Here is a 20,627-nt window from a genome sequence, read left to right on the forward strand (position 1 = left end):
CGCGGGTGCGTCACAGGAGCGGATCAGCGATCGACGACCGTGAACAGCCGGTCCGAGGGATCGACGACCACTTCGACCGTCTCGCCGACGTCCATCCGACTCCATCCGCCGGAGCGAACGCGCGCCTCGAAGGGATCGAGGCCGTCGACGCGGATCCGCAGAATCACGGAGTAGCCGTCGTCTTCCGTCTCGACGGAGAGCACGATGGCGGTTCCGCGGACGCCGTTTGCGCGAAGTTGGCGCGTGTCGCGAATTGATGAGCGCACGCCGGCGAACAGGAGCAGCGCGACGAGAACGCAGATGATCGCACCCGGAGCCCAGCTGTCCGCGTCTTCCGCGTTCCCGCTCACCAGGTGGAACACGAACATCGCCGGAGCGACGAGGAGACCGGTGATGGACACCCAGAGAACGGCGAGCAGGACAGGACCGAGCTCGTCGGAGGCCTGGTTCCCCTGCCAGATCGAATTCGTCGGTGTCATGTCCGCATCGTAGCCAGCCTTCGGATCCGGGCATAGGTCCGTCCGCCAGGAGCGGGGGTGCTAACCATCCGCGTCGCCGAGCTCGCGGACAACCGTCACCTGCGCTTGGAGACCCGGGAAGTATCGACCGGGGAAGTAGAGACGGCCCGCGTCATCCGTCATCTTGAATGCGGCGATGCTGGTGCCCTCCACGAATTGCGCGACGCACGGCACCGCGATGATGACTTCCTCGCCGGGAGCCGTGTCGGGAATCCGCGTCTGCACAGGGGAGGTGATCAGGCCGGTGCCGGCTGCGATGCCGACGCGCGTGAGACGGCGGTCGTGCCATGGCACCGTTCCGCTGTTGCAGATCGTCCACGTCTTCACGAATCGATGCCCCGGACTCATGAGCGTCCCGTCCGGCACCGTCTCGCCGATGAAGGTGCTGGCATCATCGGCGGTGGCGTTCGGCGCGGGAATCGCGGTCGACGTCGCTCGCAGCAGTCGGAGCCGTCGCTTCTCCATGAGGACGCCTTCGTAGCGTGCGATCAGCAACCCCTGTGTCTGCAGCTCGTCCTCGAGCCGGTGCACCACGAACTCCGAGGGCAGGTCGCGTCCGTCTTCTGCGCCGGTGATCGTGCGACGGTCCTTGCCGACACGCTGGGCGAGTTCGACGACGGTCATGCCTCGCGCCTCGCGCCAGTGCCGCAGTTCCTCGCCGAACTGCTGCTGCTGGCTGTCGTGGTTCTCGGGAATTCGACGTCTTCGGGGCATTCGCGCTCGATCCGCGTTGGGGGGTGTTTGCCCACAACTTACTGCCGGTGGGATCGTCGGTGCACCTTCAACTGTGGAGGATCAACGAGAGGAGACGCGTCACGATGAACGCAACGAACTGGCTGTCTCGGAGTGCCCGGAATCGTCGCTCCGAGAAAGGCCCGCGCCGCCTTCGGCGAGGGATTCGATGGGCGGTAGGGGTTGTGGGTGCAGTGGCCCTCAGCGTCGGTGTGGCCTTGCCGGCGAGCGCAGCGCCCGGGGACTACGGAACCCTTCCGTACGGCGGGACCAACTGCGCTTCGTCCAAGCAGCTGCTGCACACGTACTACATCGGCGGCGGGGCGATGCGCACGTACTACAGCACCGGGTGCCAGACGAACTGGGTCGAGTGGTCGGGCCCCAACGTGTGCACCTGGAAGCGGATCAAGACCGCGGACGGCAACTGGACAGCGTGGGAGAACGACCACGCGGCGTGGTCGTACTCGAGGCAGGTGTACGCGCCGGGAACGACGAGGGTCGACATCGAGATCGGTGTCTCCAGCACCGCCTACGGCAACGGCACGTGCGGGGCCGGCGCGTGGGACTACCACCACGAGATCGGGCAGCACCGCTGGTACTCGATGACCTGAGTTCCCTCTGACAGGTCGCATCGTCATCCCGTCGCGGGGGATGCTGAGGATGACGATGCGACCGCGGCCTCGCGTCACTCGCGCCTTGGGAACGGCATACGACGCGGTTAGTCTGGTGCCGATTGCTGCCGAGGGACGAGGACGGGTGCGATGGCTGACTACGACCGATTCGACACGTTGCGGGACGCGGCGAAAGAGCACGGGCGGCAGGGAAACACCACGGCCGCTGCGAGCAACCTCGCCGAGGCGCTGGCCGTCGCGCGAGCCGGCCTCGCGGAGGAGCCTGCCGCCTGGTACCCCCGACTCGGTATGGTGCAGATGGACATCGAGCGCTCATCGCCGTCGCAGGAGTTGACGGCCGCGAGCGAGGCCGCGACGCGAGAGGTCATCGCGTACGCGAAGGAGGGCGCAGACGACGATCCGACGCGTCTCGATCTGCTTTCGAGCCGGCTGAACTCGCTCTCGATGGAACTCGAAGCCGAACAGCGCAACGAGGAGAGCCTTGCGCTCGCCGAAGAACTTCTCGCGCTGCTGACGACGCATCCGTCGCGGCCCAGCGAACTCGCCCACACCCGCCGACGCACGGCCGAGCTGCGCCTGGTCACCGGTGATCCGGCCGGGGCATTGGAGCTCGCAGATGCTCTCGTGGAAGACGAGCTCCGCCTCGGCAGCGGCCCCGGGGATGGGACCGGCGGGTTGTCGTCGTGGCTGCGACTCCGAGCGCGCGTTCGTGCGGCGCTCGGGCGTGAGGCGGACGCGCGCGCAGACTTCGACGCCTCTCTGGCTCGGCAGCGCGCCCGGGTCGACGCTGGCGGGTTCTTCCTCGCAGATCTCGACCTCGCTGACGGACTGGACGAACATGCCGTCTTCCTCCGCGCACTCGGGGCGTCCGACGAGGCCCGCACGTCGGCTGAGGAGGCGGAGCGGATCCGTGCCGAAAGCGAAAGGCTCCGGGAAGAGAAGAAGCGCCGCTGACGCGATCGTGACAGGTCAGATCTCCGAGGAGTCGAGTCGCCGCGCGAGCCCGGAGCGCGAACGCAGCCCGAGCTTGCGGAGGATCGTCGCGACGTGACTCTCCACGGTGCGCACGCTCACATGCAGAGACTGCGCGACCTCCCGGTTGCTGAGTCCGTCTGCGACCAGCTCGGCGACCTCCGACTCCCGTCTCGTGAGGTCGCTGCGCTCGCTCGCCGGTGCTCCCATGTCTCCGCCCGTCCCTCTCGACACATCTCACTCTGAGATGTCTGCCGGCCGCGATTCATGACATCGGATGCTGAGGGGTGTCGGACGGCGTCCATGCCACCATCGGAGGATGAGCGATGAATCCCTGACTCTCCCGGACCTGGCAGGGGAGCGCGTCCGTCTTCGCGAATGGCGTGAGACGGATGTCGCGGTCGTGCAGGAGGCATCGCGCGATGCGTTGATCCCGCTCGTGACCACGGTCCCGCAGACGGCGGGGGAGGTGGAAGCCCTGGCGTTCATCCGTCGCCAGCACGACCGGCTCCCCTCTGGTGCGGGGTACGCCTTCGCCGTCGCAGACCTCGAGGACCGGGCTGTCGGCCACATCGGCCTTTTCGCGGCCGGCGACGCACGTGCCAGCGTGGGGTACTGGATCGCGGCCTCGCAGCGCCGACGCGGCTATGCGGCGGACGCCCTGATCGCTCTCACGTCCTGGGCGATCCGGCGGGAGCACCTCGACCGACTCGAGCTGTACGTGGAGCCATCCAACCAAGGCTCCTGTCGGGTGGCGGAGCGCGCCGGCTTCGAGCGCGAAGGGCTTCTGCGCGCATGGAAGCGGGTGGGCGGTCGACCCCGCGACATGTACATGTACGCGCGGCTCACCGAGCGGGCGCGAGCTGCTGCGGCGGACGCCTCCGGGTGAGTTGCGACCCCGCTCAGCGCACGAACAGCAGCACGATCGACAGCACGACCCCCGCGGCTCCGGCGCTGGCGAGCGTGATTCCGAGGACCTGAACCGCATGGAGTCCGGGGCGTCGGGGCTCGAAGTGCATCGACTGCGGGTGTCGTTCGCTGACGAACGCCGGCGCCTCTTCGTGGCCGCTCCACTCGGCGGCCTCGTGCGCGCGCAGAGGTCGCTCCCAGAAGTCGCCCGCGGTGAACCATCGCGCTCTGGCGCCCGCATCGTCGACCACGATGACGACGTCCATCGGCAGCCACCGACCGTCGTGCGCTCTGCCGATGAGCACCGCGAGCAACAGGGGGATTCCGAGGCCGAGCCCGATCCACGAGATGATCTCGGCGATGTTGCCGATGACATCGATCGCGTCCATGGTTACGACGGTACCGGTCTCCGCCCTGTTTCTCGCCGGATCGGGCTCCGCCGCGATGTCAATCCCGCCCGATGGCCTTCTTCCACCGTGCGGCATAGGACAGCGGCACGAACCCGACTGCCTCGTTCACATCGAGCATGGGGCGGTTCTCCTCGGCGTTCATGGTCTCGATGAGCCCGTGGTCGGGGAACCTCTCGCCGAGTTCCCGGATGTTCGCGAGCTTCATCAGCATCCCGAGGCGGTGCCCGCGGTGGTCCTTCAGCACCAGGGTGTCGATCTGCTCGACCGGTCGGTGCGGTTCCGGCGGCACGTCGAGTTCGGTGAAGCCGGCGATCAGACCGGTGGCGTCGTCGACGGCGATCGTGGTGAGCCGAATCCGCGGGCTGGTCTCCCACAGGTCGTCGACGGCGCGCACGCGATCGGCCGTCCAGACGTCTTCGGTCTGCTCGATGCCGGCATTCGGCGCATCCGTGCTCATCCGGGTGCGCACGAGCGCGATGCTCTCCGTCCACTCGTCCGGGGTCCGGCCCTGCCAGCTGACGGTGCGATAACTGACCGCGGACGTCTCGGTATCGGTCAGAAGCGCAGTGAACGCGTCCGGGTCGACGGGCAGAGCCAGGCCGCTCAGGCGACCGACCTGCTCGAGGGAGAACCCGTGCTCTCGAAGGAAGCGCGTCGAATCGAGCTCGGTCGGCACGGAGCCGAAACCGGTGGGGGCGGCAAGGGTCGCCCCCGACATCGCGTGCGCGGGGAAGCTCGTCTGGTTCTGCACTGTCGTTCTGCCCTGCGAGCGAGCCACCTGCTCGAGGCGCTCGTAGAGGGCGGATCCGATGCCGCGATTCCGGAACTCCGGAAGCACGGAGACGGCGGCCCAGCACTCGTCCGCGCCCGACGGCAGTGCCACGTTCGCGCGGGCGACGACGCGCCCGTCGACCTTCGCGACGAAGCCCACCAGGGGCGTGTGCTCGTCCTTCCAGTTCGGCAGCATCTCTGCCGCCGTGAACACCTCGGTGGAGGCGCCGCGCTGCTCGGCCTCGACGGTGTTCCGGACCGCGGCCATGCCGATGAAGTCGGCGGCGTCGGGCGAATCGGTGCTCTCAGGCACGGTGAGTTCGGTGATGGTGAATGACATGGTGAACCTTCTGTTCGCAGGATCGTTCGACTCACCCACGGCGTGGGGAGGAGGAGGGATCGCTGTCAGATGGTCACGACGGAAGCATCCCATGCCGCCGCGCTCCCGCCAAGGCCGCCGCACCGGTATTCCGTACCTCGATCTCACGCCGAAGACTTGACAGGAGTCGATCTCGGTGGGATCGTTCTGTAAATCGTTGGAAACGTTTACAGCACTCGAAGGAGAGACGCGTGGCACGAGTCACCATCACTCAGGTCGCCGCACACGCGGGCGTCTCCATCGCCTCCGCCTCCCGCGCCCTCAACGGGCAGATCGCGAGTGCCGAGACCATCGCGAAGGTGCGGGATGCGGCTGCCGCACTCGGCTACATCGCGGATGCGACGGCCCAGTCGCTCAAGCGCGGACGCACCGACCAGCTCGCCTACGCGGTCGCCGACATCGGCAACCCCGTCTACGTCGAGATGATGAGCGTCATCGAGCGCGTCGTCTCGTCGTCTGGTTACCGTCTGGTGCTCTCCTCGACGGGCACCTCATCCTCTTCCGTCGACGTGGTTCGCGATCTGGGGCGCGGCTACGTCGACGGAATGATCCTCTCGCCGCTCCGAGTGACAGACGAGCTGCTCGCCGCGCTCGCGGCCAGCCCGGTACCGGTCGTCGTGCTCGGCCGGCTGCCCGACGGCGCTCCGCTCGACAACGTCCGCGCGGACTCGCCCACGGCCATGCGGCTCATCGTCGACCACCTGGTCGCCGAGGGCCGCCGCGACCTCGCCTTCGTCAACGGCCCCGCCGACACCACTCCGGGAATGTATCGCCGAGACGGGTTCGCGGCCGCCGTCGCCGCGCACCCGGATGTCGCCACCCGCAGCGTGGACGCCGCAGACTTCACCATCGCAGCCGGCTACGCCGCGGCACTCGAGGCCCTCCAGCACGATCGTCGCCCTGACGCGATCGTCGCCGCCAACGACCTGATCGGCATCGGCGCACTCCGGGCCGCCGAAGACCTGGGGTTGACGGTTCCTGACGACATCTCCATCACCGGCGTGGACAACACGGAACTGGCCGGCGTCCTGCGCCCCGGCCTGACGAGTGTGGACCTCGGTGCCGAGGAGCGTGGTCGCGTCGCCGCCGATCTCCTGCTCGCGCGGATCAGCGAACCGTCCCGCCCGGCGCACACCGTCACGGTCGCGCCGACTCTCGTCGTCCGCGGCTCGTCGTCGCGGGCACACGATCATGGCCGGATCGCCCCCTTCGTCGAAGGCGGCTCTGGCGACCCCGACCTCGATGAAGAGAGGGCAGCCGGATGAGCACCACCGCCACCAAGGTCGACACGAGCACCTCGGCCCCGAAGACCAAGAAGCTCGGCCACCGGGCCCGCGCGCAGCGCAAGGAAGCCATCGCCCTGGTCGTGCCGGCGCTGCTGCCGATCATCGTCTTCTCTCTCATCCCGCTCGTGAGCGGCGTGGCGCTCGGCTTCACGAACGCGACGCTCAAGCGCAACGCCGACATCGACTTCATCGGATTCGGCAACTTCATCGAGCTGCTGGGCGACCACCGGTTCTGGGGGTCGTTCGGCATCGGCATCGTCTGGGCGGGCTCCGTCGCACTGCTGACGCTCGTCTGCGCGATGGGTCTCGCCCTGCTGCTGAACAGCGACCTGCGCTTGAAGGGCCTCACCCGCGTGCTCGCCCTGATCCCGTGGGCGATGCCCCCGGTGGTCATCGCGATCGTCTGGCGGATGATCTACAACCCCAACTCCGGGCCGCTGAACGGCACGCTCGAGGCGGTGGGAATCCCGGGCGTCAACTGGCTCGGCGACTTCTCGACCGCGCTGCCCGCCGTGATCGTGGTCGGCGTCTGGGCCGGCATCCCGCAAACCACCGTGCTCCTGCTCGCCGGCATGCAGTCCATCTCGGCCGAGCAGCACGAGGCCGCGGCCGTCGACGGTGCCGGCGTGCTCCGCCGGTTCTGGCACATCACCCTCCCGGCGCTCCGCCCGGTGATCTTCGCGGTGACGGCCCTCGACTTCATCTGGCAGTTCAACTCGTTCGGACTCATCTACGTGCTCACCGAGGGTGGCCCCGGCGGAAAGACGATGATCCCGCCGCTGTTCACGTACCTCGAAGCCTTCCGCAACAGGGAGATCGGCTACGCCTCGGCGATGGGCGACGTGCTGGTGGTGGCGATCCTGCTGATCCTGTCGCTCTACCTGATCAATCAGTTCCGCCAGAACAAGGGGGCGCGCTCATGACCTCGAAGCGTCCCTGGTGGGGAACCGTCCTCATGTACGTGGCGCTCGCCGCGTTCCTGCTCTTCCTCGGATTCCCGCTGCTCTGGCTGCTGTCGGCGTCGTTCAAGTCGACGGGCGAACTGAACTCGCTCGCCGTGAACCTGCTGCCTGCCGAGTGGGACTTCAGCAACTACGGCTCAGCGCTCGAACGGCAGAACCTCATCACCGCGGCCGGGAACTCGCTCCTGGTGTCGGTCGCGACCATGGTGATCACGGTGCTGCTGTCGATGCCGATGGCCTACGCGCTGGCCCGGCTCAAGGGAAAGCTGCGGGCCGCCGGCACCATCTGGATCCTCACCAGCCAGGTGTTCCCGACGATCCTGATCATCATCCCGCTGTTCCTGGTGCTCCGCTCGATCAACCTGAACGACACCCTGTTCGGTCTGATCCTCGTGTACGTCACGTTCACCCTGCCGTTCACGCTGTGGATGCTGCAGGGCTACGTCGCCGCGATCCCGACCGAGCTCGAAGAGGCCGGGGAGATGGACGGGGCATCGCGCGTCACGATCCTGCGGACGATCATCCTCCCTCTGCTCGCGCCAGGTCTCGTCGCCACAGCGATGTTCACGTTCGTCTCGGCGTGGAACGAGTTCTTCCTCGCCCTGGTGCTGCTGCAGAGCCCGGAGCTCTACACACTGCCCATCGCTCTGCGCTCGTTCCTCGGCGCCGAGGGGCAGACGCAGTTGGGCCCGCTGGCCGCCGGTGCGATCCTCGCGACCATCCCGTCGCTCATCATCTTCAGCATCCTGCAGAAGAAGCTCACCGGCGGCATGCTCGCCGGCGCTGTCAAGGGCTGACCCCGTCTCACAGCACCCGCACCACAGACCCCACCACGAGAAATCACAATGAGAAAGGCGAGCAACATGAACAGCATCCGAGGCATCGGCGCCATCGCTTTCGCGGGCGTCGCCGTCCTTGCCCTGAGCGGCTGCACCCAGGGCAGCGCGAACAACGGATCGGGCGAGGGGGAGGACGGCGCCGTCACTCTCCAGTTCCAGTCCCTCTCCGACCAGCCGGCGACGCAGGAGGCCGTGAAGTCGATCGTCGACGAGTGGAACTCCGACAACCCCGACATCCAGGTGAAGATCGTGCAGGCCGGATGGGACGGCACGTTCGACAAGCTCATCACGCAGTTCACCGGCGGCACGGCTCCGGACATCATCCACTTCGAGGCGAGCTCGATCGTCTCGTTCGCGGCTGACGGCTACCTCGCCGACCTGACCGACTACATCGACGACGAGCTCAAGTCGGACATCTCCGAGGGCATCTGGGATTCCGTCACGCACGACGACCAGATCATCGCCTACCCGTCGACGCTGCAGTCGTACATGGCCTTCGCCAACGCCGACCTGCTCGAGGCCGCCGGGGTCGAGGTTCCCACGGGCGACACCATGACGTGGGACGAGCTCCAGGACATCGCGAAGGCGACGACCACGGGCGGCACCTACGGCCTCGGCTGGGGCCTCGCCTCGCCGACCGCGACGATGATGAGCCTCGGGCTCGGCTTCGACGGCGGCTACTTCGACGGCGAGGGTGCGGATGCTTCGATCGAGGTCGGCGACGATGAGCTGGCCGTGCCGGAGCGCATCCACGAGATGGCGTACACCGACAAGTCGATCGAGCCGACCTCCCTCACCCAGTCGGGCTCCGACGTGCTCGCCTCGTTCTACGGCGGCAAGGTCGCGATGACCGTGCAGGGTTCGTTCCAGGCGACGAACATCGCGAACGACGCCCCCGAGGGCTTCAACTGGGTGGCGCTGCCGCCGCTCGAGGGCTCCGCCGGCGCGGTCCAGGCGGCCAACCCGCAGACGTATTCGGTCAACATCGACTCCGAGTACGTCGAGGAGTCGACCGAGTTCCTGAACTTCTTCATGAGCGGTGACAACCTCGCGCAGATCGCCTACGCCGACGCGCTGATCCCGTCGTCGGGCGCGGCACGCACCGAGGTCGAGAAGCTCGCGGCCGACAACCCCGCCTGGACCCAGGTGCTGGCCTCCGGCGAAGGGCTCGTCGGACCGCCGTTCCTCAAGGTGGAGAAGTACACCGAGTGGAAGGACACCATCGCGACGCCGGCCTTCCAGCAGTACCTGGCCGACCAGATCACCAGCGAGCAGCTCGCGAAGCAGCTGTCCGACGGCTGGGCAGAGATCGCCGGCTGATCACGCGAGCGGGGGCGGATGACCATCCGCCCCCGCTTCTCAGCGTCGAACCGGCTGCGGCCGACAAAGGCAAGAAGGCAAGAAGGAGTGGGAATGTTCGTGTTGCAGGACCGAGTGGCCGGAGTGCTCGCCGGCGCCGCCGTGGGAGACGCGCTGGGGGGCGCGACCGAGGGGTGGACGCCGGAGCAGATCGAGGAGCGTCACGGCGGTCGCGTCGAGGGCATCGTGGGTCCCTTCCTCGCCGACTGGAAGACCGCGCGCCCCATCGCGCCGTACCACAAGGGCGACGGACACGTCACGGACGACACCCTCATGACGCACGCGCTGATCGAGGTGTACGCCCAGCGCCGTCGGCACCTCGACGCCTACGACGTGGCCTCCGACCTCGTGCCGCTGATGATCGGCGAGCGTCGTTGGATCCCCGAGCTCGAAGACGATGCGCTCATCCTGCAGCGCGTGTTCCTCGCCGAGAAGTGGATCGTGGCGAAGCTGCACTACGGCCACGCCGACCCCCGGGAAGCCGGCGTCGGCAACATCGTCAACTGCGGCGCCACGATGTACATGGCGCCCGTCGGACTCGTGCACATCGGCGACCCGCGTGGTGCCTACGCCGAGGCGATCGACATCGCCGGCGCGCACCAGTCGTCGTACGGGCGTGAGGCTGCGGGCGTCTTCGCCGCGGCCGTGGCGGCATCCGCTGCTCCCGGCGCGACCGTGACCGACGTGCGTGATGCCGTGCTCGCCGTGGCGCATGACGGCACCGCCGCGGCCATCCGCGCGGTGTTCGATGCGGTCGATGCCTTCAACGCCGGTGGGGGATCGGATGACCCCCGCGACCTCGCGCGCGTCGTTCGAGCCGCTGTCGCCCCCTTCGACACCGTGGGCGAGCAGTACCGCGCCCCGGCGATGGACGCTCGGCTGCCCTCGCGCACCAAATCGATCGAAGAGCTTCCCGCCGCGCTCGGGTTCGTGGTGGGGCGCGACGGCGACCTGCGTGCCGCAGTGCTCGATGCGGTGAACTACGGGCGCGACTCCGACTCGATCGCCACCATGGCCGGCGCGATCTGCGGCGGACTGCATGGCGCGGATGCCGTGCCGAACGAGTGGGTGACGGGCGTGACGACCGCCAGTCGTCTCGACCTCGACGGTGTCGTGACCGCGATGACCGAGGTCGTGCAGGACGTCGCCCGTGACGACGCCGACCGGGCAGCGCAGCGCGCCGCCACGCTCGCCGGACTGCTCGGTCAGGACGCCGCCGCGTGAGACTGACCTGGGCACAGCCGGAGGACCTGGTTCCCGCGGAGTTCGCGGCCTTGCGAGAGCAGGGTGTCGCGGAGCATGCGCTCACACCCATCGAGCAGCGATGGGCGGATGCCGGAGGGGCGACGCAGCTCGCCCCCTCGGGGGCGAGCGCCGATGCGGCCACGCCGGAACTGCGTGCGCTGGCGCGGACCGTGCTCGAGGAGCTGGCCGCCCTGCAGGCGCCGAGCGCGGACGAGCCCGACGAGTGGGATGACATCGTCGCGCTCCTTCCGGAGGCGCCCCGCGGTGCGACGGAAGCGGCTTTCGACCGGGTCCACGGCGCCTGGCTCGGCCGGGCGGCCGGATGCCTGCTCGGCAAGCCGGTGGAGAAGATCCCGCGCGAGGGCATCGAGGAGATCGCTCGCGCGACCGGCAACTGGCCCATCGACCGGTACTTCACCGCGGTCGGCCTGCCGGCGGAGATCAACGAGCGCTGGCCGTGGAACCGCCGATCCGCGCCGACCTCGCTGCTCGAGAACATCGACGGGATGCCGGAGGACGACGACCTCAACTTCCCGATCCTCGCCCTCGACCTGCTCGAGACGCACGGCGCGGGCCTGACCACTGACGACGTCGCGCAGGCGTGGCTGGCCGCACTGCCGGCCGGCCGCGTCTTCACCGCCGAACGCGCGGCGTACCGGAACATCCTCGACGCGCGTCCCGTGCCCGAGACCGCCACGCACCTCAACCCCTTCCGGGAATGGATCGGAGCCCTGATCCGCGCCGACGTGCACGGCTGGGCGCATCCGGGCGATGTGCGGGCGGCCGCGGCATCCGCCTGGACCGATGCCCGCCTCAGTCATACCCGCAACGGCATATACGGCGAGATGTGGGCCGCCGCCCTCTGCTCGGCATCGATCGTGGCGTCCTCGATCGACGAGGTGCTGGACGCCGCCGACACGGTCGTGCCCCCGGCATCCCGGCTCGCCTCCGCCGTCGCGCTCGGGCGCGAGGTCGGCCGCGCCCTCGCTGCGGGCTCGCTCACCGTCGATGCGGCGCTGGACCGGCTGCACGACGAGTTCGCCGGAATGCACTGGGTGCACACGCTGAACAACGCCGCTCTGACCGCCTGCGCGCTGCAGGCTTACGGAGACGACTTCGGATCCGCGGTCGCCGTCGCTGTGGCCGGCGGCTGGGACACCGACTCCGTCGGAGCCACCGTCGGATCGGTCGTCGGAGGGCTGCTCGGTGCGGACGGCATCGACGAAGCATGGACCGCGCCGCTGCACGGCCGCATCGCCACCTCGATGCCCGGCGGACCTGAGCGATCCATCCGCGAACTCGCCCAGCGCACGCTCCGACTCTCGCAGGCGCCGTCATGAGCGACGTGGTCATCGTCGGCAGCATCAACCAGGACATCGTCGCGCAGGTCGAGCGCATCCCTGCCCCCGGTGAGACGGTGCTGGCCTCCACGCTGCTGCGCACCGGAGGCGGCAAGGGAGCGAATCAGGCCGTCGCCGCACGCCGTGCCGGGGGAGCGTCGGTGGCGTTCGTCGGGGCGGTCGGAACGGATGCCGACGGCGACGCGCTCCGCAGCGCGCTCGTCGCCGACGGCATCGACGTCTCCGGCCTCTCGCAGCTCGACGGACCGAGCGGCACGGCGCTGATCGCGGTGGATGCCGCCGCGGAGAACACCATCGTTGTCGTGCCGGGCGCGAACGCCGCCCTCTCGAATCTCTCCGCCGTGCAGCACGCGGTGGTCGCCGAGGCGCGGGTTCTCCTCACACAGCTCGAGATCCCGATCTCGCTGGTGCAGGATGCCGCCGCCACGCGCTCCGCGGCAGCCTGGCACCTGCTGAACGCCGCGCCGTCGGCGCCGTTCGTCGCCGCGGGAGCAGACCTCCTTCCGGCGGTCGACGTGCTCATCGTCAACGAGCACGAAGCGCTCGACATCGCCGGCGTCGCCGATCTCGATGCCGCCGTCGATGCCCTGGCGTCCCGTGTAGGGGCGCTCGTCGTGACGCTCGGGCGCCGCGGATCGCTGGTCGTCTGCGGCAGCGACCGCGCCGACGTCGCGCCGTTCGCGGCCGAGGCCGTCGACACGACCGGAGCCGGCGACACCTTCTGCGGCATGTTTGCCGCCACACTCGCGGCATCCGGTCGCACGCCGGCCGACGTCGACGTCTCGCTTCTCGCCGATGCCGCGCGTGCCGGGGCTGCGGCCGCCGCACTCGCCGTGACCCGGCCGGGCGCGCAGGCTGCCGTGCCCTCGCAGGCGGAGGTCGTGGCACTGATCGAAAGGACCCCGGAATGAGCGGCGGTTTCGACCCCCTCCACCCGCGCGAACTCGACCTGCCGACGGCGGTGCCGCTGTCCACCGATGTCGCTGAGGGAGACGCGGCGTTCGCCCTCGACGACGCCAAGATCTTCGCCGCACCGACCGACCGCGCCGACGTCGAGCAGTGGCGTGCGCAGCTCGCCGCCTGGCGGACGGGCGCCCTGCGGCGCCACGGAGCCCCGACTCGTTACGACGAGCCCGCGTCGCGGTGGGCCAGTCGGTGCTTCACGGTCGCCCAGGTCTGGCTGTGGGACGAGCTCTTCTTCGATTTCGACGCACAGCGGTTCACCCCCGAGCGCTTCCTGGCCGACGCCCGTGAGCGGTTCGGCGGGCTCGACGGCGTCGTGCTCTGGCACGCCTACCCGGTGATCGGCATCGACGACCGCAACCAGTGGGACTTCTACGACGTGCCGGGTCTCGCCGACGTCGCCGCCGAGCTGCGTGCCGCGGGAGTCGCCGTCTTCCTCGACTACAACCCCTGGGACACCGGCACGCGTCGCGCGGGCGCCGACAAGGACGAGCTCGCCACGACCGTGCGCCGCCTCGGCGCCGACGGGGTCTTCCTCGACACGCTCAAGAAGGCCGACCCCGAACTGGTCGCCGCCCTCGACGAAGCCCGTCCCGGCATCGGCCTGGAGGGGGAGTCGAAGCTCGCCACTGAGCGCATCGCCGACCACACGCTGTCGTGGGCGCAGTGGTTCGCCGACTCGGAGACACCCGGTGTGCTGCGCGCACGGTGGTTCGAGCGTCGTCACATGCAGCACCACATCCGGCGCTGGCACCGCGATCACGCGGCCGAGCTCCGCTCCGCCTGGCTCAACGGCGTCGGCATCATGGTGTGGGAGGTCGTCTTCGGCGCCTGGGTCGGCTGGAACGAGCGGGATGCCGCGACACTGCGGCGGATGCTGCCCGTGCAGCGCGGATTCCACCGGTGGCTCGTCGATGGGGAGTGGACACCGCTCGCCGTGAACGACGGGCCGCTCGCGGGGTCTGCGTTCGACCTCGACGGCGTCACCCTGCTCCTGCTCGCGAACACCTCCGACGACGACATCGAGTTCCGCCCGGAGGGTGACGGATGGGGGCCGCTGCACGCCGGGGATGCGGCCGGCCAGATCACCGTGCCAGCGGGCGGTATCGCCGCAGCGGTGCGGGTCGCCGGCGGGCTCGCTGTTCCGGCCGAGGTGCTCGGCGCCCAAGAGGCTCTCCGTGGTGAGGTCGCCGTACGGGAAGCATCCTTCCCGCACCGTCGCGCGGTGCGGCTGCCCGCTCCGCGCTGGGAGGGGGTCGTTGCGCCGACGGCCGCAGCATCCGTTTCTGTGGTCGTTCCCGCCGGCGAGCACACGCTCACCGTCCGCTTCCGCATGCGGGAGACCGGGATGTACGACGGTGCCCCGTACGTCGACGAGTGGAAGCCGCTTCCGCCTCGTCTGCACGACCAGCGCACGCTCGAACGCTCGGTGACGCGTGCCGCGCCCGTGCACGTGGACGCGGCCGAGGTGAGCGAGGCGGAATACGCCCGCTTCCTCGAGGCGATCGGCGAGGAAGCCGTCGCGCGTGACACCGAGCGCCCGGCGACGAACGTGACCTTCGCGCGGGCCCGCGAATACGCCGCATGGGCTGGCGGACGCCTGCCCACCGAGGATGAGTGGCAGCTCGCCGCCGCGCAGCCCGGATTCACCCGCCGCGTTCCCGAAGTGTGGAACTGGACGGAGTCCGAGCACTCCGACGGCCGTACTCGCTTCGTCATGCTGAAGGGCGGCAGCGCGCACCGCAGCGAGGGGTCGGACTGGTACTTCGACGGGGGAGTGAAGCCGGCGGAATTCAGCGCAAAGCTGCTGCTGCCCGGCCTCGGACAGGATGCGTCACCGTCGATCGGGTTCCGTGTCTGCCGGGAGGAGACCGCATGAGCGCGCTCGAGGGACTGAAGGTCGTCGACGCGTCGACCCTGTTCGCGGGGCCGATGGCTGCGATGCATCTGGGCGATATGGGCGCCGAAGTGGTCAAGGTCGAGCATCCGAACCGGCCCGACCCCGCGCGCGGACACGGTCCCAGCAAGGACGGTCAGAATCTCTGGTGGAAGACGCTCGGTCGCAACAAGCGCACCGTGGCGATCGACCTGCACACCGACGGCGGGCGCACCGCTTTCCTGCGTCTCGCGCGCACGGCCGACGTCGTGATCGAGAACTTCCGACCGGGCACGCTCGAGCGCTGGGGGCTCGACTACGCCGCGCTGTCGGCGGAGAATCCGGGGCTGATCCTTGCCCGGGTGACCGGCTTCGGACAGATCGGTCCGTATAAGCGTCGCCCGGGATTCGGAACGCTGGCCGAGGCGATGAGCGGGTTCGCCTCGTCGACGGGGGAGCCCGACGGACCGCCGACATTGCCGCCGTTCGGGCTGGCCGACGGTGTGGCGTCATTGGCGACGGCCTACGCGATCATGGTCGCCCTGCATGCGCGCGAGCGGGACGGAAAGGGTCAGGAGGTGGACGTCGCGATCATCGAGCCGATCCTCGCGATGCTCGGGCCCCAGATCACGCGCTGGGATCAGCTGGGAACCGTGCAGCCGCGCACCGGCAATCGCTCCGTCAACAATGCGCCGCGCAATGCGTATCGCACGGCCGACGGCTCGTGGGTCGCGGTCTCGACCAGTGCGCAGTCGATCGCCGAGCGGGTCGTCGCGCTGGTCGGGCGTCCGGAACTCGCCGACGAGCCGTGGTTCGCCACCGGGGCCGGGCGCGCCGAGCACGCCGACCTTCTCGATGACGCGGTCGGCGGATGGATCGGTCGGCACTCGCGCGATGAGGTCGTCGCGGCCTTCGAGCAGGCGGAGGCCGCCGTGGCCCCGATCTACGACCCGTCCGACATCGTCGCCGACCCGCAGTTCAACGCGCTCGGCACCATCCACCGCATCCATGACGACGACCTCGGCGACATGGCGATGCAGGGGCCGCTCTTCCGCCTGTCGCGGGATGATGCGACGATCGCCTTCACGGGCCGCGCGCACGGCGCCGACACCGACGCGGTGCTGGCAGACCTCGGCTACACGGCCGACGAGATCGCCGTGCTGCGTGACGAGGGGAGCATCGCATGACCCGACCGATCATCGTCGCCCTGTATGCCCCGGCCGACCGTCCGGAGCGCTTCGAGAAGGCACTGGATGCCGGAGCGGACGCCGTCATCGTCGACCTCGAAGACGCGGTCACCGCATCGCGGAAGGATGCTGCGCGCGAGGCGCTGGGAGAGTTCGCTGCTCTGTGGTCGGCGAGGGGCGAAGGCGCCCCGGCCGTGCAGGTGCGGGTCAATGCGCGGGGGGCGGCGTGGCACGCGGCCGACCTCGCTGCCGTCGCCGACCTCCCGACCGTGTTCGGCGTGCGGCTGCCGAAGACGCAGTCGGCCGATGACGTCGCGGCCGCCCGCGCGGCGGCGCCTGGGCGCGACGTCCACGCTCTCCTGGAGTCGGCCCTGTCGATCGAGCGGGCCTTCGAGATCGCGGCATCCGGTGTTGCCGCGATCTCCACGGGAGAGGCCGACCTGCGTGCCGAACTCGGCGTGCCCGCAGGCTCCCCCGGCGAAGCGGGTCTGGCGTGGTCGCGCAGTCGCATCGTGAACGCCGCCGCCGCGGCCGGACTGCCGGCGCCGCTGATGGCCGTGCACGCCGACGTGGCCGACCTCGATGGGCTGGAGGCGAGCTGCCGTTCTGGTCGCGTGCTCGGTTTCGGCGGGCGTACCGCCGTGCATCCGCGTCAGATCGCGGTGATCCGCCGGGCTTTCACGCCGGATGCGGCGGAGATCGCACGGGCCCAGAGCATCGTGGACCGCGTGCGTTCTGCTGCTGCCGATGGCTCCGGGGCCTTCCTGCTCGAGGACGGGACGTTCATCGACGTCGCGATGGTGCGGGCGGCCGAGCGCGTCCTCGCTGTCGCCGTGAGCTGACGGCAAGCAGAATAGCTGCATGCTCTCCGTTCGCGTCAGTGTCACCCAGGCCCTCTCCGATCAGGCGCAGGAGACTCTTTCGGGAGACCCCACGGTCTGCGGGATGGCCGTCCTCCCCGGGGCGGCGATGGACGGACGCGGTGACGTGATCCTGTTCGAGATGACCAGGGAGAACGCGAACAACATCATGCGCTCGTTGCGGCATCTCGGCATCCCCGCCGAGGGCAGCATCGTCGTCTCGGAACCCCTGGTCGTGGTCTCCGATGCCGCCGACCGTGCCGAAACCCTCGCCCCCGGGCATCCGGCCGACGGCGTGCTCTGGGCTCAGCTCGCCGGCAAGGCGGAGGAAGATGCGCATCCGTCCGTCTCGTTCTTCGTCTTCCTGCTGCTCGCGACGCTCATCGCAGGTGTGGGCCGTCTGCTCGACCAGCCGATCCTCATCATCGGTGCGATGGTCGTCGGTCCGGAATTCGCGCCGCTTGCGGCGATCTCCTACGCGATCGTCCGTCGACGCCGCGGCATCGTCGCTCCCGCCTTCGGAACGCTCCTCGGGGGCTTCGCCGTCTGCGCCGCCATCGCCTGGGCGATCTGGGCGATCCTGTACTCGATGGGCGTCATCACCTACGTGCAGGCGACCACCGGTCCCGCGACGGAGTTCATCGTCGCCCCGGACGCATGGTCGTTCGTCATCGCGATCCTCGCGGGTATCGCCGGGGTGCTCTCGCTCACGACAGCGAAGTCGTCGGCCCTCGTGGGAGTGTTCATCTCCATAACGACGGTGCCGGCGGTGGGGACAATCGGGTTGACGCTCGCCGTCGGTGCCTGGGACGAAGCACGAGGTTCCGCGATCCAGCTGCTCATCAACCTCGCCGGTCTCCTGATCGCCGGGATCGCGACGCTGTACGTGCAGCTCGTCACCGGCCGACGGCGGGGTCGGCGCGCGGCCCGCCTCCGCAAGACGCGTCGCGGGAGAAGCACGACTCGTCTGCGGATGCTGAGCATCGAAGACGACGGGCGTCCGTCCCCACCGCGCCAGGACTGACTCGTCACCCGCGGCGACGACGTCATCTTTTCGCATGGAAACAGTGCGACGCCGTATGGGTTCCGTCTGCATCCGCGCCGTCGAGGTCCGCGCGGAGGAATGTGGGGGCATGTCTCTCGTCCATCGTCCTCGCTACACCGTCAGCACCCCCGCTCCCGCGAATCGATCGGTCCCGCGCTGGGGCCACATCTCGCGCACGGTGAGCCACTACGGCACCGTCACGTCCGTGCTCGCCGTCTACCCACCGGATTCGACCGCTGTCGAGCGACGCCTCGCCGAGGTGAACCGCTTCTTCGCCCCCCTCGCGCTCAGCGGTGGCGTGGTCGCGTGGATCGGTCTGTGCGCAGCGGGAATCCCGCCGCTGGTCGCCGCCCTGCTCCTGGCGGCGGTTCTCTTCCCGGTTGGTGTCTCGGTCTCTCGCCGCGCACACGACATCCGTCAGCGCACCGTGACACTGGCGTCCAGCCGTTCGGGCCTCCATGAGGAGAGCGCTCAGGAGCGTTCGCAGCAGCGCCGGCTCGACACGATCGCGGAAGCCCTGCAAGACGCCTCCTTCGCCTGCAGGCACGGCGTGATCAGTCGGGCGGAGTTCGACCGAGCCTGGCGAGCGGCGTACGCGCACGCCGGCGATACCATCGCCGAGCCGAGCCGGCGGTGACCCTCCGGTGCTGGTGATGGGCCCGGAGAATCGCCGACCGGTCCGGATGACCGCTCAGGAGCTCAGTTGATGATCTCGGCGCTCGGGTCATCGCGGATCGTGGCCAGCCGCTCGCGCCAGATCTGCAGAGCCTCGGCGGACAGACGCGTCCAGTCGAGGACCTCGCCGACGATCCGCACCGGCTCCGCGCTGCGATAGGACCGGGTGGGGTTGCCCGGGAACTTCTTGTCCGTCACATTCGGGTCGTTCTCGAACGGCCCGGTCGGCTCGACGATATAGACACGGGGTTCGCCTTCACCGGCCGCGAGCTCGGCCGCGAGTCCGGCTCCGTCGCTCAGAGCGGTGAAGTAGATGTGGTTCATGACGATCTCGGGGCGGTAGTTCGACCGGAACCCCGCGGTGAGAAGGTCGCCGTCCTGCAGATCGGCTTTCGTGCCGTGGAAGAACGGTCCCTCGTCCAACGTTGCGCTCATGCCGTCAGCCTAGATCGGGGCCGCGTAACAGGGGAGAGGCGAGGCGGTAGAACTGGACCTATGACTGCGAAGATCACCGTCGCCCTCGTCGGTCTCGGTTTCGGCGCCGAGTTCGTGCCGATCTACCGCGACCACCCCGACGTCGGAATGCTCGCCATCTGCGACGCCGACCCCGACGTGTTGGCGAGGGTCGGCGATGAGTTCGGCATCGCGGAGCGCTATACGAGCCTCGACGAGGTGCTCGCGCAGGATCAGATCGATGCCGTGCACCTCGTGACCCGGCTTCCTGATCACGGCCGGGAGAGCATCGCCGTGCTGAGCGCGGGCAAGCACTGCGCCTCGACCGTGCCGATGGCGCTGTCGATCGAGGAGATGCGCGAGATCGTGCGGCTCCAGACCGTCACGGGCAAGAACTACATGATGATGGAGACTGCCGTCTTCACCCGCGAGTTCTTGCACTGCCGGGCGCTGTTCGACGAGGGTCGCTTCGGGGCCATCACTTTCGCGAAGGGCTCGCACTATCAAGACATGGAGGGATGGCCCGCGTACTGGCGCGGGCTCCCGCCGCACTTCTACATGACGCACGCGATCGCCCCGGTGCTGAGCCTGCTCGGCACACGTGCGACCTCGGTGCGCTGTCTCGGCTCCGGGCGGCTGCCCGACGGCCGCGCGGCTGAGTACGGCAACCCGTTCCCCGCCGAGACAGCCATCTTCGAGCTCGAGGGATCGGATGCCGCAGTCGAGGTCTCGCGCACCCTGTTCCAGGCGACGCGTTCGTACTCCGAGGCCTTCGCCGTCTACGGGGAGCGCTATGGGTTCGAGTGGCCGCAGATCGAGGGCGAGTCCCCGGTGCACTTCCTTCGAGCGACGGATGCCGGAGACGATGCGCGCGGCGACGGCATCGAGGCGCGCCGTATCGAGGCGCCCGACCGGGGCGACCTCCTGCCGCCCGAGATCGCGGGGTACACCGGATCCAGCGTGTTCGCCGACGGCAGCCATGCCTCGTTCGTGCAGGGCGGCGGGCATGGCGGCTCGCATCCGCACCTCGTGCACGAGTTCGTGCGGTCGATCGTCGAGGAGCGGCTGCCCTCAATCGACGCGGTGACCGCCGCGAACTGGACCGCGCCGGGCGTGATCGCGCATGAGTCCGCGCTGCAGGGCGGCATGCCGCTGCCGATCCCGGCCTTCGACGGAGCTGACCCGGAATGAGA

General features: G+C 69.2%; 22 protein-coding genes. 16 read left to right on the top strand and 6 right to left on the bottom strand.

Going from position 1 to position 20,627, the window contains the following annotated elements:
• Positions 1 to 23 precede the first annotated feature (23 nt).
• Positions 24 to 479: a hypothetical protein gene (locus V5D55_RS10215; RefSeq protein ID WP_435742556.1), complete on the bottom strand. Its 456-nt coding sequence runs from the start codon at positions 477 to 479 to the stop codon at positions 24 to 26.
• A gap of 60 nt (positions 480 to 539) precedes the next feature.
• The gene (locus V5D55_RS10220; protein WP_435742558.1) at positions 540 to 1,232 is read right to left on the bottom strand and encodes an NBR1-Ig-like domain-containing protein; all 693 of its coding nucleotides are present in this window, start codon (positions 1,230 to 1,232) and stop codon (positions 540 to 542) included.
• 212 nt (positions 1,233 to 1,444) lie between these two features.
• Here V5D55_RS10220 and V5D55_RS10225 point away from each other — a divergent pair, with 212 nt between their 5' ends.
• Together V5D55_RS10225 and V5D55_RS10230 are read left to right on the top strand one after the other, a co-directional pair.
• On the top strand, positions 1,445 to 1,861 hold the full coding sequence (locus V5D55_RS10225; protein WP_435742560.1) for a hypothetical protein: 417 nt from the start codon (positions 1,445 to 1,447) through the stop codon (positions 1,859 to 1,861).
• Between the two features lie 150 nt (positions 1,862 to 2,011).
• Positions 2,012 to 2,836, top strand: coding sequence for a hypothetical protein (locus V5D55_RS10230; protein WP_435742562.1), 825 nt, complete (start codon positions 2,012 to 2,014; stop codon positions 2,834 to 2,836).
• A gap of 15 nt (positions 2,837 to 2,851) precedes the next feature.
• On the opposite strand, the gene V5D55_RS10235 is transcribed toward V5D55_RS10230, so the two are convergent.
• On the bottom strand, positions 2,852 to 3,064 hold the full coding sequence (locus tag V5D55_RS10235) for a response regulator transcription factor (protein WP_435742564.1): 213 nt from the start codon (positions 3,062 to 3,064) through the stop codon (positions 2,852 to 2,854).
• A gap of 109 nt (positions 3,065 to 3,173) precedes the next feature.
• Here V5D55_RS10235 and V5D55_RS10240 point away from each other — a divergent pair, with 109 nt between their 5' ends.
• Positions 3,174 to 3,743, top strand: a complete 570-nt coding sequence (locus V5D55_RS10240; protein WP_435742566.1) for a GNAT family N-acetyltransferase — start codon at positions 3,174 to 3,176, stop codon at positions 3,741 to 3,743.
• Between the two features lie 13 nt (positions 3,744 to 3,756).
• On the opposite strand, the gene V5D55_RS10245 is transcribed toward V5D55_RS10240, so the two are convergent.
• Complete coding sequence (locus tag V5D55_RS10245; protein ID WP_435742568.1) at positions 3,757 to 4,152, bottom strand: hypothetical protein; 396 nt, start codon at positions 4,150 to 4,152, stop codon at positions 3,757 to 3,759.
• A gap of 58 nt (positions 4,153 to 4,210) precedes the next feature.
• The gene (locus tag V5D55_RS10250) at positions 4,211 to 5,284 is read right to left on the bottom strand and encodes an N-acetyltransferase family protein (RefSeq protein WP_435742570.1); all 1,074 of its coding nucleotides are present in this window, start codon (positions 5,282 to 5,284) and stop codon (positions 4,211 to 4,213) included.
• Positions 5,285 to 5,514: 230 nt separating this feature from the next.
• On the opposite strand from V5D55_RS10250, the gene V5D55_RS10255 reads away from it, so the two are divergent.
• The 12 genes from V5D55_RS10255 (at position 5,515) to V5D55_RS10310 (ending at position 18,943) form a co-directional block, all read left to right on the top strand.
• Positions 5,515 to 6,588, top strand: a complete 1,074-nt coding sequence (locus tag V5D55_RS10255) for a LacI family DNA-binding transcriptional regulator (protein ID WP_435742572.1) — start codon at positions 5,515 to 5,517, stop codon at positions 6,586 to 6,588.
• Positions 6,585 to 7,532, top strand: coding sequence for a carbohydrate ABC transporter permease (locus V5D55_RS10260; protein ID WP_435742574.1), 948 nt, complete (start codon positions 6,585 to 6,587; stop codon positions 7,530 to 7,532). Before V5D55_RS10255 ends, V5D55_RS10260 begins: the two co-directional genes overlap by 4 nt.
• Complete coding sequence (locus V5D55_RS10265) at positions 7,529 to 8,368, top strand: carbohydrate ABC transporter permease (RefSeq protein WP_435742576.1); 840 nt, start codon at positions 7,529 to 7,531, stop codon at positions 8,366 to 8,368. Before V5D55_RS10260 ends, V5D55_RS10265 begins: the two co-directional genes overlap by 4 nt.
• Positions 8,369 to 8,434: 66 nt before the next feature.
• A complete protein-coding gene (locus tag V5D55_RS10270) occupies positions 8,435 to 9,730 on the top strand; it encodes an ABC transporter substrate-binding protein (RefSeq protein ID WP_435742578.1) in 1,296 nt (431 codons plus the stop codon).
• A 93-nt stretch (positions 9,731 to 9,823) separates the two neighbouring features.
• Positions 9,824 to 10,993: an ADP-ribosylglycohydrolase family protein gene (locus tag V5D55_RS10275; protein WP_435742580.1), complete on the top strand. Its 1,170-nt coding sequence runs from the start codon at positions 9,824 to 9,826 to the stop codon at positions 10,991 to 10,993.
• The gene (locus V5D55_RS10280) at positions 10,990 to 12,354 is read left to right on the top strand and encodes an ADP-ribosylglycohydrolase family protein (protein WP_435742582.1); all 1,365 of its coding nucleotides are present in this window, start codon (positions 10,990 to 10,992) and stop codon (positions 12,352 to 12,354) included. The genes V5D55_RS10275 and V5D55_RS10280 overlap by 4 nt, the downstream gene beginning before the upstream one ends.
• Complete coding sequence (locus tag V5D55_RS10285; RefSeq protein WP_435742584.1) at positions 12,351 to 13,286, top strand: ribokinase; 936 nt, start codon at positions 12,351 to 12,353, stop codon at positions 13,284 to 13,286. Before V5D55_RS10280 ends, V5D55_RS10285 begins: the two co-directional genes overlap by 4 nt.
• Positions 13,283 to 15,217, top strand: a complete 1,935-nt coding sequence (locus V5D55_RS10290; protein ID WP_435742587.1) for an SUMF1/EgtB/PvdO family nonheme iron enzyme — start codon at positions 13,283 to 13,285, stop codon at positions 15,215 to 15,217. Before V5D55_RS10285 ends, V5D55_RS10290 begins: the two co-directional genes overlap by 4 nt.
• Positions 15,214 to 16,401, top strand: coding sequence for a CaiB/BaiF CoA transferase family protein (locus V5D55_RS10295; RefSeq protein ID WP_435742589.1), 1,188 nt, complete (start codon positions 15,214 to 15,216; stop codon positions 16,399 to 16,401). Before V5D55_RS10290 ends, V5D55_RS10295 begins: the two co-directional genes overlap by 4 nt.
• Entirely contained in the window at positions 16,398 to 17,243 is an 846-nt protein-coding gene (locus V5D55_RS10300; protein WP_435742591.1) for an HpcH/HpaI aldolase/citrate lyase family protein, read from the top strand. Before V5D55_RS10295 ends, V5D55_RS10300 begins: the two co-directional genes overlap by 4 nt.
• 19 nt (positions 17,244 to 17,262) lie before the next feature.
• Positions 17,263 to 18,285 (top strand): DUF389 domain-containing protein, encoded by a 1,023-nt coding sequence (locus V5D55_RS10305; protein WP_435742593.1) that lies wholly within the window; start codon positions 17,263 to 17,265, stop codon positions 18,283 to 18,285.
• 109 nt (positions 18,286 to 18,394) lie between these two features.
• Positions 18,395 to 18,943, top strand: a complete 549-nt coding sequence (locus V5D55_RS10310) for a DUF6611 family protein (RefSeq protein ID WP_435742595.1) — start codon at positions 18,395 to 18,397, stop codon at positions 18,941 to 18,943.
• Positions 18,944 to 19,005: 62 nt separating this feature from the next.
• On the opposite strand, the gene arr is transcribed toward V5D55_RS10310, so the two are convergent.
• A complete protein-coding gene (arr, locus tag V5D55_RS10315) occupies positions 19,006 to 19,416 on the bottom strand; it encodes an NAD(+)--rifampin ADP-ribosyltransferase (RefSeq protein ID WP_435742597.1) in 411 nt (136 codons plus the stop codon).
• Positions 19,417 to 19,476: 60 nt separating this feature from the next.
• Here arr and V5D55_RS10320 point away from each other — a divergent pair, with 60 nt between their 5' ends.
• Positions 19,477 to 20,625 carry a Gfo/Idh/MocA family protein gene (locus tag V5D55_RS10320; protein WP_435742599.1) on the top strand — a complete coding sequence of 383 codons (1,149 nt, stop codon included), beginning with the start codon at positions 19,477 to 19,479 and terminating at the stop codon, positions 20,623 to 20,625.
• Positions 20,626 to 20,627 lie beyond the last annotated feature (2 nt).

It is taken from the genome of Microbacterium sp. PMB16 (assembly GCF_051294855.1).
In the GTDB taxonomy this organism is placed as follows: Bacteria; Actinomycetota; Actinomycetes; order Actinomycetales; family Microbacteriaceae; genus Microbacterium.